Origin of the sequence: Bradyrhizobium guangdongense, from assembly GCF_004114975.1 — a bacterium.
Lineage (GTDB): Bacteria > Pseudomonadota > Alphaproteobacteria > Rhizobiales > Xanthobacteraceae > Bradyrhizobium > Bradyrhizobium guangdongense.
On record NZ_CP030051.1, the window covers coordinates 4677328 to 4690435 of the forward strand.

At 64.0% G+C, this 13108-nt stretch carries 15 protein-coding genes; 7 read left to right on the top strand and 8 right to left on the bottom strand.

Going from position 1 to position 13108, the window contains the following annotated elements; translation table 11 throughout:
* Window positions 1-202 precede the first annotated feature (202 nt).
* Window positions 203-3694: an indolepyruvate ferredoxin oxidoreductase family protein gene (locus X265_RS22480; protein ID WP_128966797.1), complete on the bottom strand. Its 3492-nt coding sequence runs from the start codon at window positions 3692-3694 to the stop codon at window positions 203-205.
* A gap of 280 nt (window positions 3695-3974) precedes the next feature.
* On the opposite strand from X265_RS22480, the gene X265_RS22485 reads away from it, so the two are divergent.
* Complete coding sequence (locus tag X265_RS22485) at window positions 3975-5186, top strand: cytochrome c (protein WP_128966798.1); 1212 nt, start codon at window positions 3975-3977, stop codon at window positions 5184-5186.
* 150 nt (window positions 5187-5336) lie between these two features.
* Here the strand turns inward: X265_RS22485 and X265_RS22490 are convergent, their stop codons facing one another.
* The gene (locus X265_RS22490; protein WP_128966799.1) at window positions 5337-5981 is read right to left on the bottom strand and encodes a trimeric intracellular cation channel family protein; all 645 of its coding nucleotides are present in this window, start codon (window positions 5979-5981) and stop codon (window positions 5337-5339) included.
* 165 nt (window positions 5982-6146) lie between these two features.
* Between X265_RS22490 and X265_RS22495 the strand changes: the two genes are divergently transcribed.
* Window positions 6147-6575 carry a hypothetical protein gene (locus X265_RS22495; RefSeq protein ID WP_128966800.1) on the top strand — a complete coding sequence of 143 codons (429 nt, stop codon included), beginning with the start codon at window positions 6147-6149 and terminating at the stop codon, window positions 6573-6575.
* Window positions 6576-6793: 218 nt separating this feature from the next.
* Here the strand turns inward: X265_RS22495 and X265_RS22500 are convergent, their stop codons facing one another.
* From X265_RS22500 to X265_RS22510, 3 genes are read right to left on the bottom strand one after another with little or no spacing between them, the layout of a single operon-like run.
* On the bottom strand, window positions 6794-7603 hold the full coding sequence (locus tag X265_RS22500) for an isocitrate lyase/PEP mutase family protein (protein WP_128966801.1): 810 nt from the start codon (window positions 7601-7603) through the stop codon (window positions 6794-6796).
* A gap of 51 nt (window positions 7604-7654) precedes the next feature.
* Window positions 7655-8005, bottom strand: a complete 351-nt coding sequence (locus X265_RS22505) for an antibiotic biosynthesis monooxygenase family protein (RefSeq protein WP_026202720.1) — start codon at window positions 8003-8005, stop codon at window positions 7655-7657.
* A gap of 24 nt (window positions 8006-8029) precedes the next feature.
* On the bottom strand, window positions 8030-8338 hold the full coding sequence (locus X265_RS22510; protein ID WP_128966802.1) for an NIPSNAP family protein: 309 nt from the start codon (window positions 8336-8338) through the stop codon (window positions 8030-8032).
* Window positions 8339-8419: 81 nt separating this feature from the next.
* Here X265_RS22510 and X265_RS22515 point away from each other — a divergent pair, with 81 nt between their 5' ends.
* The 3 genes from X265_RS22515 to X265_RS22525 all read left to right on the top strand — a co-directional run bounded on the left by X265_RS22515 (window position 8420) and on the right by X265_RS22525 (window position 10710).
* Window positions 8420-9118: a winged helix-turn-helix domain-containing protein gene (locus tag X265_RS22515; RefSeq protein ID WP_164938741.1), complete on the top strand. Its 699-nt coding sequence runs from the start codon at window positions 8420-8422 to the stop codon at window positions 9116-9118.
* Window positions 9119-9266: 148 nt separating this feature from the next.
* Window positions 9267-10274 carry an alpha/beta fold hydrolase gene (locus X265_RS22520; protein WP_128966803.1) on the top strand — a complete coding sequence of 336 codons (1008 nt, stop codon included), beginning with the start codon at window positions 9267-9269 and terminating at the stop codon, window positions 10272-10274.
* A gap of 190 nt (window positions 10275-10464) precedes the next feature.
* Entirely contained in the window at window positions 10465-10710 is a 246-nt protein-coding gene (locus X265_RS22525; RefSeq protein WP_128966804.1) for a GCG_CRPN prefix-to-repeats domain-containing protein, read from the top strand.
* 110 nt (window positions 10711-10820) lie between these two features.
* On the opposite strand, the gene X265_RS22530 is transcribed toward X265_RS22525, so the two are convergent.
* Together X265_RS22530 and X265_RS22535 are read right to left on the bottom strand one after the other, a co-directional pair.
* Window positions 10821-11120, bottom strand: coding sequence for a twin-arginine translocation signal domain-containing protein (locus X265_RS22530; RefSeq protein ID WP_128966805.1), 300 nt, complete (start codon window positions 11118-11120; stop codon window positions 10821-10823).
* Between the two features lie 105 nt (window positions 11121-11225).
* A complete protein-coding gene (locus tag X265_RS22535; RefSeq protein WP_128966806.1) occupies window positions 11226-11540 on the bottom strand; it encodes a hypothetical protein in 315 nt (104 codons plus the stop codon).
* A 268-nt stretch (window positions 11541-11808) separates the two neighbouring features.
* Between X265_RS22535 and X265_RS22540 the strand changes: the two genes are divergently transcribed.
* Window positions 11809-12462, top strand: a complete 654-nt coding sequence (locus X265_RS22540; RefSeq protein WP_128966807.1) for a glutathione S-transferase family protein — start codon at window positions 11809-11811, stop codon at window positions 12460-12462.
* Between the two features lie 106 nt (window positions 12463-12568).
* On the top strand, window positions 12569-12721 hold the full coding sequence (locus X265_RS40680; protein WP_164938742.1) for a hypothetical protein: 153 nt from the start codon (window positions 12569-12571) through the stop codon (window positions 12719-12721).
* Between the two features lie 9 nt (window positions 12722-12730).
* On the opposite strand, the gene X265_RS22545 is transcribed toward X265_RS40680, so the two are convergent.
* Window positions 12731-13078, bottom strand: coding sequence for a hypothetical protein (locus X265_RS22545; RefSeq protein WP_128966808.1), 348 nt, complete (start codon window positions 13076-13078; stop codon window positions 12731-12733).
* Between the last annotated feature and the right edge of the window lie 30 nt (window positions 13079-13108).

Genomic DNA, 13108 nt, shown 5'->3' on the forward strand with positions numbered 1-13108 from the left:
TTGGCAAGCGCGGAAATATTCCGCCCCGCGAGAGGACAGCGGGTTGGCCCTTTATCGAAAACAACCCCATGCACAGTAGAGCCGCGATTGATTTCAAAGACGAATTTGTAGGGTGGGCAAAGCGGCGCGGCCCACGTCTCGCGGCTATCGTGGTGAGATGGTGGGCACGGCGCAACTGCGCCTTTGCCCACCCTACGAAGTCCTACTCCGCCGCGATCTGTCGCGGCGCCGGCGGCGGGCTCGCCAGATCCGCGGCGAGTTGGGCGTAGCGCGCCTTGGCATCCGCCACGGCCTTCTCCTTCACCGGACCGTAGCCGCGGATGCGGTCGGGCAGCGAGAGGAGTTCGACCGCGGTGTCGTGCGTGACCGGCGACAGCAGGCCGAGCACGGTGGCGACGTCCTTCTCGTAGCCTGTGATCAAATCGCGCTCGAGCTTGCGGTCGGCGCTGCGGCCGAAGATGTCGAGCGCGGTGCCGCGCAGGAACTTGAATTTTGCGAGGATCCGCAAAACCTTCAGCATGCCGGGGCCGAACGCACGTTTCTTCGGACGGCCGAGCGCGTCTACGCCCTTGCTGAGGATCGGCGGCGCAAAATTGAAGTTGAACTTGTAATCGCCCTCGAACTGATCGCGCAGCTGCTGCTCGAAGGCGCCGTCGGTAAAGAGACGCGCGACTTCGTACTCGTCCTTGTAGGCCAGCAACTTCGCATAGTTGATTGCCACCGCGCGCGGCAATGTATCGCCATAGCCGCCCTTCACTGCGGCGTCGCGGACCTGGTCGACCAGCTTGCGATAACGCCTGGCAAGACGAGCGTTCTGATACGCGGTCAGATGCTTGGCGCGATGTTCGATGATCTCGTCGAGCGACATCGCGTCCAGCGACTTGGGCGCAGTCACCTCGTCGGTGCCCTTCAGCATGCCGGCGAGGCGGGCCGGATCGGTCACCGCGAGACGACCGAGACGGAAGGCCTCCTTGTTCATCTTGATCGAGACGCCATTGACCTCGATCGCCTGCTCGATCGACTCGGCCGAGAGTGGCAGCAGGCCCTTCTGATAGGCATAACCCATCATCATCATGTTGGTGGCGATGGCATCGCCGAGCAGTTGTTCGGCCGGCTTGGTGAAGTCGAAAAAGACGGAGTCCTCATGCAGCGCCGTTTCCAGCAATCCGTTCAGCTTGCGGGTCTGGAAGTTGAAATCGCGGTTGAGGATGAAGTCGGCGGTGGGAATGACGTGGCTGTTGATGATGCCACGTGTGCGGCTGGAGTCGCAGAGCGAGATGGTGTCCTTGGCGACTGCGACCACCTCGTCGGCGGCGAGCACGAGATCGGCCGTGCCGGTGACGATGCGCGAGCACGTCACCTCGGCCGGATGATCCGAGAGGCGGACATGGCTCAGCACCGCACCGCCCTTTTGCGCCAGGCCCGACATATCCAGGATCATCGAGGCCTTGCCCTCGATATGAGCGGCCATGCCGAGCAGCGCGCCGATGGTGAGCACGCCAGTGCCGCCGACGCCGCCGACCGCGATGTTGTAAGGCTTGTCGAGCGAGGGCCGCGTGGCCGGCTCCGGCAAGGCGCCGATCTCCTCCAGCTCCGCCGGCGCGCGGTGACGCGGCGCTCCGCCGTCAATGGTGACGAAGGACGGGCAGAACCCCTTCACGCAGGAATAGTCCTTGTTGCAGGACGACTGGTTGATGGCGCGCTTGCGGCCGAACTCGGTCTCGAGCGGCTCGACCGAGATGCAGTTCGACTGCACCGAGCAGTCGCCGCAGCCCTCGCAAACGGCCGGATTGATCATGACGCGGCGCGCCGGATCCTCCATCAGGCCCCGCTTGCGGCGGCGACGCTTCTCGGCGGCGCAGGTCTGGACGAAGACGATCGCGGACGTGCCCTTGTATTCGCGGCACATCTTCATCACGTTCTGCAGCTCGTCGCGGTGATATTTCTTCACGCCGGGCGCGATGCTGTCGGCCGGATAGGCATCGGGATTTTCCGAGACGAGGTAGATCTCGCTGATGCCCTCGGCGTGAAGCTGGGCCATGATCTTCTGCGGCGACAGATCGCCGTCGTGCCGCTGGCCGCCGGTCATGGCGACTGCATCGTTGTAGAGGATCTTGTAGGTGATGTTGGCCTTGGAGGCGATCGACTGGCGGATGGCGAGACTGCCGGAATGGAAATAGGTGCCGTCGCCGAGATTCGCGAAAATATGGTTTTCCTTAGTGAAGGGCGCGATGCCGACCCACGGCACACCCTCGCCGCCCATATGCGTGAAGGTTTCGGTCGACCGGTCCATCCACAGCGCCATGAAGTGGCAGCCGATGCCGGCCAGCGCGCGGCTGCCCTCGGGCACTTTCGTCGATGTGTTGTGGGGACAGCCGGAGCAGAAATAGGGAGTGCGGGAGACAGGCGCGATGGCCTGCATCTGGGTGGCCTGGCGGCCGTTGAACCAGTCGGCTTTGGCGCGGAGCATGTCCGCGATCTCGGGGTTGAGATTAAGTCGAAGCAGTCGCTCGGTCAGAGATGTTGCAAGCGAGGCGACGCTGAGCTCGGCGGAGAAGGTCAAAAAGCGCTTGTCGTGCTCGTCCATCTTGCCGACGATGCGCGGACGCACGTCGTCGCGCCAGTTGAACAGCTCCTGCTTGACCTGGTTCTCGACGATCTCGCGGCGCTCCTCGACGATGAAGATCTCCTCCAGGCCGACCGCGAACTGGCGCACGCCTTCCGGCTCCAGCGGCCAGGGCATGCCGATCTTGTAGAGACGCAGGCCGATTCTAGCGGCAACCTCCTCGGTGATCCCCAGTTCGCGCAGCGCCTGGCGCACGTCCTCGTAGCTCTTGCCCGACGCCATGATGCCGAAGCGGGCGTTCGGCGAATCCATGGTGATGCGGTTGACCCGGTTGGCGCGCGCGAAAGCGATCGCGGCAAAGCCCTTGTAGTCCTGCAGGCGGCGATCCTGCTCGAAACGGTCGTCCGGCCAGCGCAGGTTGAGGCCGCCGGGCGGCAGCTCGAAATCGCTGGGGATGATGAACGGCTTCATCTCGTCGGTGAGATCTATCTCGGCGGTGGTCTCTACCGTTTCCGTGATCACCTTCATGCCGACCCAGCAACCGGAGTAGCGCGACATCGCGATGCCGAGCAGGCCCATCTCGATCATTTCATGGATGCTCGAGGGATAGAGATACGGCATCAGGGCCGAGATGAAGGCGTGGTCGGACTGATGAGGGACGGTGGAGGACTTGGCGCCGTGGTCGTCCCCGGCAAGGCACAGCACGCCGCCGTTCTTGGCCGAGCCCGCGGCATTGCCGTGGCGGAAGACGTCGCCGCAGCGATCGACGCCGGGGCCCTTGCCGTACCAGATCCCGACAACGCCGTCATAGCTGGCGCCGGGCGAAAGGTTGAGCTGCTGCGAACCCCAGACGGCGGTCGCCGCCAGGTCCTCGTTCACACCGGGCTGAAATTTGATGTTGTACTGCTCGAGATGCTTTCGCGCGGCGAACAGCTGCTGGTCGTAGCCACCGAGCGGCGAGCCGCGATAGCCGGAGATGAAGCCTGCGGTATTGAGGCCATTGGCGCGATCGCGCCGGATCTGGGCCATGGGCAGGCGGACCAGGGCCTGGATGCCTGTGGTGAAGACGTGTCCGGTTTCCTGCGTGTATTTTTGATCAAGACTGATCGGACCCTGGTTGATGCCCATCGTTGTCCTCTTCCGCCCTCTCGAGCGTTTGGCCACTTAAGCCGTTGCCTGCCCGTCGTTTTTAACTAGGGGGCGCCGACCACCTGCGCCACTCTATGTCGGATATTTCACCTTCCGCATCACAAATCTGGACCTCACCCGGCGACGGCAAAAAAACGCAATTTCGTGGCCGGAAAAGCATTGGCGATTTTCAATTTGTGTCACCATCGCCCGGCGCCGCGAAACGACGTGACGCCGTATGATGTGAGCGGCTGATGAGTCGCAGCAAGAAGGGTCGACGATGCGGAGGATTCTGGCTGGCCTGGTCTTGTGCAGTGCGGTTGCGAGCGCAGCCGTGGCCGCCGAGCCGGCACCCGAGCTGATCGCCGCCGGCAAGACGCTGGTCGAGGCCGGCGATTGCGCCGGCTGCCACACCGCCGATCCCGCAAAGCCGTTCGCGGGCGGGAAGCGCATCGACACGCCGTTCGGAGCGATCTATGCGCCGAACCTGACGCCGGACCGCGACACCGGGATCGGCGCCTGGACGGATGCCGACTTTACCCGCGCCGTGCGCTACGGCACCGCACCGGACGGCTCGCTCTACTATCCGGCCTTCCCCTACCCCTACTTCACCCGGATGACCAAGGACGACACGCTGGCGATCCGCGCCTATCTCGGCACGCTGACGCCCGTTGTCAGCCGCAACAAGCCGCCGGAGCTGCGCTGGCCGTTCGGTTATCGCGGCCTGATGCGAGCCTGGAACTGGTTGTTCTTCAAGCCCGGCCTGTTCGAGCCGGACCAGAGCAAGAGCGTGGCCTGGAACAGGGGCGGCTATCTCGTCAGCGGGCCCGGCCATTGCGGCGCCTGCCACACCCCGAAGAACTATTTCGGCGCCGACAAGAACGCGCAGGCATTGACCGGCAGCGAGCTCGGCGGCTGGTACGCACCGCGGCTCGATGGCGCCGCGCGCACCGGGTTGCAGTCCTGGAGCGAAGAGGACATCGCCGAATATCTGCAAAGCGGCCGCAACGCCAAGAGCCATGCCGGCGGGCCGATGGCCGAGGTGATCGTCAATTCGACCTCGAAGATGAGCGATGCCGACGTGCACGCGATCGCGGTCTACCTGAAGAGCTTGCCGCCGGCGCGCCGCGAGACCATCGTGACGCCACCCGACGTGGCCGAGATGAAAGCGGGCCAGGCGGTCTATGCAAAACTCTGCATCGCCTGCCATGAGGCCGACGGCAGCGGCGCCCCGCGCATCTATCCGCCGTTACCAGCCAATGCGCTGCTGCAATCGATCAATCCGTCCTCGACCTTGCGCGTCATTCTCGACGGCGCCCACACCGTGACGACGCCGCGGGCGCCGAACACGGGCGAGATGCCGGGCTATGCCAAGCAACTGTCCGACGAAGAGATCGCGGCGGTGACGAACTATATTCGCAATTCCTGGGGCAATGCCGGCCCTTTGGTAACGCCGGCGCAGGTGGCGAAGGCGCGCGGGCAAGGGCCGTAGCTCTCTCCTCCCCATCATTGCGAGCGCAGCTGAGCAATCCAGAGTCCCTCCGCGGAAAGATTCTGGATTGCTTCGCGGAGCCTGTCGTCGGGCCGCGCCTTGCGGACCCGGTGGCTCGCAATGACGTCGATAGAGCTGCAAAAGAAGCAACTACTTCTGCTCATCTCCCGTGAACACGAATTTCGGCATCTCCCATTTGTAGCGCACTGCGAGCAGGCGGAAGCTGATGCCGAGGACGAAGGTGAGGATGGTCCAGAGCTCGGCGTTCAGATTCAAGCCGAAGGCGGTTGCGTAGAACAGGCCCGTTACTACCGAGACGCTGGCGTAGAGCTCGGAGCGAAACAACAGCGGCACGTCGTTGCAGAGCACGTCGCGCAGCACGCCCCCCGCACAGCCGGTCACCATACCGGAGACGATCACGATCGGCAGCGAGGCATCCATCTGCCAGGCGATGTCGCAGCCGGCCATGGTGAAGACGACGAGGCCGATCGCATCGAGCACGATGAAGGCGACCTTCAGCCGGTGCACGAGCCGCGCGGTTAGAATGGTGAGGAAGGCCGCCCCGCCCGCGAGGGCGAGATAAACGGGGTTTTGCACCCAGGCCAGCGGATAGTGCCCGAGGAAGAGATCACGCAGCGTGCCGCCGCCGAGCGCAGTGATGCAGCCGAGGAAGCAGACGCCTAGCCAGTCCATGCTGCGGCGCCCGGCGGCAAGCGCGGCCGTCATGCCCTGCGCGGCCACGGCAACCAATGAGAGGAAATGCAGCACGCTATCGCTTGGCGGCAGGCTCCACATCGCCTTGTTCCCTTTCCTGCAGGATGGAACCGTCCGCGCAGGGTCCCCGATGAACTGGTTCCCGATTCCTCGCCGGAGGGCAACATACGACGAAAGCATTAGGGGCGCGGAACAGAACCTCGCAGCCGAGGGTTGTCAGGACGCAATCAACGAGGAGACCAATCGATGGCTGACGACCGTTTTCCCAACGATCCGTACCGCCCGACGAACCTCGCCGACGATGAGTATCTTCGCGCGGCGCGTCGGGATGCCGACCTGCAGGCCGATCCCGAACTGGGCGAAGGCCCCGCCTCCAGCGGCAAGGTCGCCCTGTTCGCCGTGGCGATCGCCCTGGTGCTCGGCGCCGTGTTCTATGGCTTGAACAACACCAGCACCGGCAACCAGGCCAGCAACACGCCTGCGACCCAGACCGCACAGCAGACGGCTCCGGCCAATCCGGCCGCGCCTCCCGGCATGCGCGACGTGACGCCGCGCAACAACACCGCGCCCGGCGTGACCACGGGTGCCGCGCCGAGCAAGCCGGCCGCTCCGGCGGATACGCCTGCGGCAAAGCCGGCGCCGGACACGCAGACGCCGTCTGACGGCGCAAAGTAACAAGGCGATTGCCGTCGCGTAACACATCACTGTCATCGCCCGGGCAGTGCGCAATTGCGCACCAGGACCGGGCGATCCAGTACTCCGAGACAGTTGTGATAGAGTCGAGAAGCAGCGGCGTACTGGATGCCCCCTTTCGCGGGGCATGACACCGAGAGGATGAAAGAGCGGCGGGACATAACATCCCGCCGCTCCTCGTTTGGCTCTATTGCTTGCTCCTAGCCGAACATCTTGTTGAGCTCGCCGCCGGGATACCCGCTGGCAAGCTCGGTGAACGTCCCCTTCTCTGCCATTTCCTTTGCCGCGCGCATGAAGCCGCCCCAGGCGGCGCGGGCGAGCGAGCCGCCGACGCTGATCCGGCGCACGCCGAGATCTTCGGCCTCCTTCAGCGACAGACCGGAGCCGCCGATCAGGAGATTGAACGGCTTGGGTGCGACGGCCTTCACCACGGCACTGATATCCTCGCGGGTCTTCAGGCCGGGCGCATAGAGGCAATCGGCGCCGGCGTCCGCGTAAGCGGTGAGCCGGTCGATGACGAGCTTGAGATCCGTGACACCCCACAAGTAAGCCTCGCAGCGGCCGACCAGCAGCGTGCCGCTATCGCCGATCGCCTTGCGCGAGGCCTTGATGCGCTCGACTGCCAGCGCACGCTCGTAAAGCGGCTTGTCCTTGTCGCCGGTGGAATCCTCGATCGAGAGACCGGCGACGCCGGTGCGCACGCCGCGCTCGACATGATCGGCGACCTGATCCGGCTCGACGGCGAAGCCGCCCTCGAAATCCGCATTCACGGGGATGTCGACGGACGAGCTCAATGCTGCCAGGTGCTGACAGACATCCTCGACCGTGACACGATTGTCGGCCTTGCCGATGGTCCAGGCAAAGCCCGCACTCGACGACGCGATCGCCTTGAATCCGAGATGCTGCAACGCCTTGGCGCCCCCGACATCGACCGGATTGGGCAAAATGAAGCAACCGCTTTCGTGCATCTTCCGGAAGGTCGCGCGCTTGTCAGCAGTTGTCACATGCATGTTTCTCTCCCTTGTTGGCCGCGCAGAGATAGGCACGCGCTTTCATGACCGCTAGTGCGCGTCGTGCACGGCGCGACTGTCCTTCGGCGCCTGCTCGCGATCGTTCATGCCGTAGTCTCTGACCACGCTGGCGATGCGCAGATGATAATCGGCAAAGATCTGCGCCCTGCCCTTGGCCTGGGTGCGGCGGTGCTCCATCGTGTTGCGCCAGGCCTGCACCGCCGCCTCGTCCCGCCAAAACGAGACCGACAGGATCTTGCCCTTCTCGGTCAGGCTTTCGAACCGCTCGACCGAGATGAAGCCGTCGATGGTTTGCAGGATTGGCTTCAGATCGGCCGCGAGGTCGAAATAGTCCTGTCGGTGTTCCGGCTTGGGCCAGACTTCGAAGATCACGGCGATCATGGGCGTCTCCTTGTCGTTGATGGCCTACACTACCACCTTGCGCAGGAAGGTGCGCTCCTCCGCGAGAATGAATTTGTTGTCCTCGGCGAAATGGAAATTCGCCATGCCCTCAGCGTCCTGCCGCAGCCGCGCGCGATAGGCTTCATAGGCGGCGAGGCTTTCGAAGGTGATCAGCGCAAAGGCGATGTTGTTGGTGCCCTCATGCGGCATGAAATAGCCGATCAGGTCGCCGCCACATTTCGGGATGATGGTGAGCCAGCGCTTGGAGTATTCCTCGAACTGCGCGCGCTTGAACGGATCGAGCTGGTAGCGGATGAAGACGGTGACGGACATGATGGGCACTCCGGTGCTTATGACGACGTAGTGAGAGGCTACGCGCTTGCCTGTCCACAATGCTTCGGCTATCATCGAAGCATGAAAGCAGGACCCGACATCGCCATGGTCGCCTCGCTGGTCGGCGACCCCGCCCGCGCCAACATGCTCACGGCGCTGATGAACGGACGCGCGCTCACGGCCAGCGAGCTCGCGCAGGAGGCCGGCATCACGCCGCAGACCGCGAGCTCGCATCTGGCCAAGCTCGAGGCCGGCGGCCTGGTCGAGCCCGAGAAGCAGGGCCGCCACCGCTATTATCGTCTCACCGACGACGACGTCGCCGGGGTGCTGGAAGGCCTCGCCGGCCTTGCCGCGCGCACCGGCCACATGCGCGTGCGCACCGGACCGAAGGATCCGGCGCTGCGGCGCGCGCGGATCTGCTATGACCACCTCGCCGGCGATCTCGGCGTGCAGATGCTCGACACGATGCGTGCGCGAAACCTGGTCAGGCAGAAAAAGCAGGACATCGAGCTGACGACGGAAGGCGAGCGCTTCCTCGCCAAGCATTTGCAGATCTCGCCCGAGATGCTCAGCCATCCGCGCCGCCCGGTCTGCAAGGCCTGTCTCGATTGGAGCGAACGGCGGCACCATCTCGCCGGCACCCTGGGCGCCGCCATGATGCAGCGCTTCTCCGAGCTGAAATGGGCCGCGCGCGACGCCACACCCGGCAGCCGCGTGGTCAACTTCACCCGCACCGGCGAGAAGCAGTTCGCGGCCCTATTCGGGAACGGCAAGGACTGACAACACGTTTGCGTGTGGACTCTCACCGCCGTCATGGCCGGGCTTGACCCGGCCATCCACGTCTTTATTGCGGCTGGCACATGGATGCCCCGGGACATCTGGCGCGAAGACGCGCTTCGCGCTTTTGCCGGGCATGACGGAGACCGCAATGAACCGCATCTTCCCGGCAACGCTCGGTATCGCCCTTATGACTATCCCGTTTGCAGCACGTGCCACCGACACGCCGCAACGCGAGCCCTATGGCATCGCGCTCGAAGGCTTTGCCTATCCCTATCCCGTGCACCTGCTGCCGGTAACCAACGACGGCGAACAGCTCAGCATGGCCTATATGGATGTCGCGCCGGCGCAACCGAACGGGCGCACCGTGGTGCTGCTGCACGGGCGCAATTTTCCGTCGAGCTACTGGGCTGATGTCATCAAGATGTTGAACGATGCCGGCTATCGCGTCGTAGTGCCCGACCAGATCGGCTTCGGCAAATCGTCCAAGCCCATCGGCGAATTGCATTTCGACACCCTGGCGCGCAACACCATCGCGCTGCTCGACCATCTCAAGATCGACAAAACGGACATCATCGCACATTCAATGGGCGGCATGCTGGGCGTGCGTATCGCGCGCGCCTATCCGGACCGCGTCACCCATCTGGTGCTGACAGCGCCGATCGGCCTCGAAGACTACCGCCTCTACGTGCCGCCGACGCCGACCGAGAAGATGATCGAGACCGAAGACAAGCTCACCGCCGACGGCTATCGCAAGCAGCTCCAGACCAACTACGCGATCAAGCTGCCGCCCGACGCCATCACGCCGTTCATCGACGCCCGCTTCAACATCAAGGGCAGCCCGGATTATCCCCGCTGGCTGCGCGCCTTCGTCTCTTCCGGCCAAATGATCTATCGCGAGCCGGTCGCGCACGAGATTGCTCTCGTCACAGAACCGGTGCTGTTCGTCATGGGCGCCGACGATCATAACGCACCGGGCCGACCGAATGCGCCGGAAGCATTGCGCGCAAAGATGGGACAGAACGCCGCACTCGCAAAAGCATTTGCGGCAAAGATGCCGAACGCGCGGGCGGAGGTGATCCCGGACACCGGGCACCTCGTCTTCCTCGAGGCGCCGGCGACCTACAAGGAGATGGTGCTGGGCTTCCTCGGCCGCTAGCGCCATTCATGTCGCGCAAGGCCGTGCGCGAGAAATGTTCATGCCGCATTCAGGTCATGATTGGCAGGCTTGGATCGCGACGTGCCGACACGGCTTTCAAATTTAACGTGTCGAATCGTGTCTCTTGATTCATTGTGCGCCGCAAGCGCGCGACCTCAAAGATTTGCCCCAAGGACGAGAGGAAGACCCCATGAAATATCTCTTCGCCGCCGTGATGCTCGCCAGCGCGGTCGTCGGTTTCAGCGAGGCAGCCAGCGCTGCCGGTGGTTGCGGACCCGGCTGGTACCGCGGGCCCTATGGCGGCTGCCGTCCGATGCGCGGTCCTGTCGTCGTGGCCCCCGGCCCCGTCGTGGTCGCCCCGCCTGTTGTCGTCGTGCGTCCGCGCGTGTGCCCCTATGGCTTCCGCTGGTATGCCGGCCGCTGCCGTCCGTTCTGATCTCCCGTACTTGCGACATGGCCGCGCAGAACTGCGCGGCCGTTTTCGCTGAAGCACCATCAACAAAAAGGGGATCGTGATCGCGATCCCCTTTTTCATTCCAGGCGCTGTTACCAATGACGCCAGTGGTGGCGATGCCAGCGATGGCGCCAGCCCCAATGGCGATGGCGCCAACCCCAGTGACGGTGGTGCCAACCCCAGTGACGGCCGTGCCAATGCACCTGCTCGGGCTTGAGCTGCGCGGCTTCCTCGCTGGTGGTCACCGCAGGGTGAACTTCCGGATGGCCTTGCGGCAGCCCGACCTCACCGAGCGGCTGCGGCGCCAACGGCGCGGCCTGAACGGCAGCAGTCAATGCCGCGGCGCCCGCCGCGACACCAAAGGCAAGTTTCAAAAAGTTCCGGCGCTCCATGAAGATATCCTCTATCCAATCGATCGAGTGATGCGCCAGAAGTGTCGCGGCGATGACATGAACTGAGGCTGAATGCAATTCAGATAGGCTGCAGGCGTAAGCCCGCTACTGCGCAAATTCCTGCGCCAGCACCAGCGTCTCGCGCGCACGTTGCACCTCTGGCCAGTCGCGGTTGAAATCGGCGACGAGCCGCTTCAGCGCATCACCCTTCAGTATCGCCTGAAGCTTGGCCTCGTCGTCGAATTGATACATCGCCTGATGCAGCGAGGGATCGTCCAGACTCCAGAATCGCCACGCCTTGCTGACTCCGAACGTCTTGACCGCATCGGGAAGGTGCTCGGTCTCGTACCAGGTATCGAAGGCGGCGCGCTTGCTGGCGTCAGTGATGATGGCGCGGACGACGAAGTAGGCGGCGGGCATCGGATTTCCTCCTGTTGTTTGGCCGGAGCATAGACGGTTATAGTGCCGGCGGCGGAAGATCGAGCTCGGAACAGAGAGGGAATTGTCACCCCTCCAAGGCATTCGTCTTAACCACGCCTTCGCCTTTCATTCGATCTCAGGACGCGAGATCGTCAGGCGCTCCGGCTTGCCGGTAAGCCGGCGCAGCGCGACGTAGAAAAATCGTTTCCTCGCTGTCGGAACGCACGGCCCTCGTCCGTCCTAGGCCCAGACAGCACGGAGACACAGCATGCCCGACCTCACCCTCGCCACCTTCGACTGGGTTCCCCCGCCGCCGCGCGGTTTCGTACGCGATCTCAGGGTGCGCTGGGCGCTGGAGGAAGCCGCCTTGCCCTATCGCGTCGCCAGCGTGCCGTTCGATAATCGCGGCGCCGAACATCTCGCGCACCAGCCGTTCGGCCAGGTGCCGTGGCTGACCGACGGCGACCTCTCGATCTTCGAGACCGGGGCGATCCTGCTCCATCTCGGCGGGCTCAGCGCAAAGCTGATGCCCCCGGATCGCCGCGGTCGGAATGAAGCGACCGAATGGCTGTTCGCCGCGCTCAATTCGGTGGAGATGGCGAGCCTGCCCTGGGGAATGTCGAAATTCATGAAACATCCGAGCGACACCGCGGCGTGGAAGTTCGTCGACGACTTCCTCAAGCTCCGTCTCAAGCATCTCGAGCCGGTGCTTGCGAGCCGCGAATGGCTCGCGGGCTCCTTCTCCGTCGCCGACATTTTGATGGCCGACGTGCTGCGCGTCGTCGATGGCTTCGACGGGCTGGCGGACAGCCCTGCCTGCCGCGCCTATGTCGCGCGCGCGACCAGCCGACCGGCCTTTGCCAGGGCCCACGCGGACCAGCTGGCGCATTTCGCTGCGGCGGATAAGGCGCGCGGGATGTGATCCACCGCACAGAATTAACCCGGGGTTAGCCATAGGCTCACGACCACCGGAACGAAGCAATTTGCTTCAAATTATCGGCTTAAGTTCTTTCCGCGGAAGGTGACACATGGCCCGCATCGATTATCTCAGAGAGCAAGTCGCCCGCGCCGAGCGTCTGGCGAAAGCGATCCTCGACCAGCAGACCTCGGAACGGCTGCAGGCGTTTGCCGCCGAATGTCGCGCGGAGCTGCAGGTGCTGAGCCTCAAGACCGCCGCATAAGGCAGCGCATCACACCAGCTTCATCGGCGTATCGGTGACCACGCGCAGGTCGATCCTGCCGATCAGTGCAGCACGGCGCGCCTCGGCAGCACTGATCGCACCGTCCGTCTGCCGCAACGTTGAGACGTTCGAGCCGAGCGAAACGATGCCGCCGAGCACCAGCGCAATCGCGCCGAGCGCGGCAGTCTGACCCAATCCGAATAGCCCGAGGATGGTGACCAGAAGCAGCGCTGCACCGCTGCCGATCGCGATCTTGGACGCCAGGATGTACTTCCGGCATCGCTCCGCGATCCCGGCGAGCCGCTCGATCCGATCCTCGATATCGGAGATTTCGTCGGTCGGATCGTCTGAAGTCATGGGGTATCAACCAGCAACGGTCGATGGGTG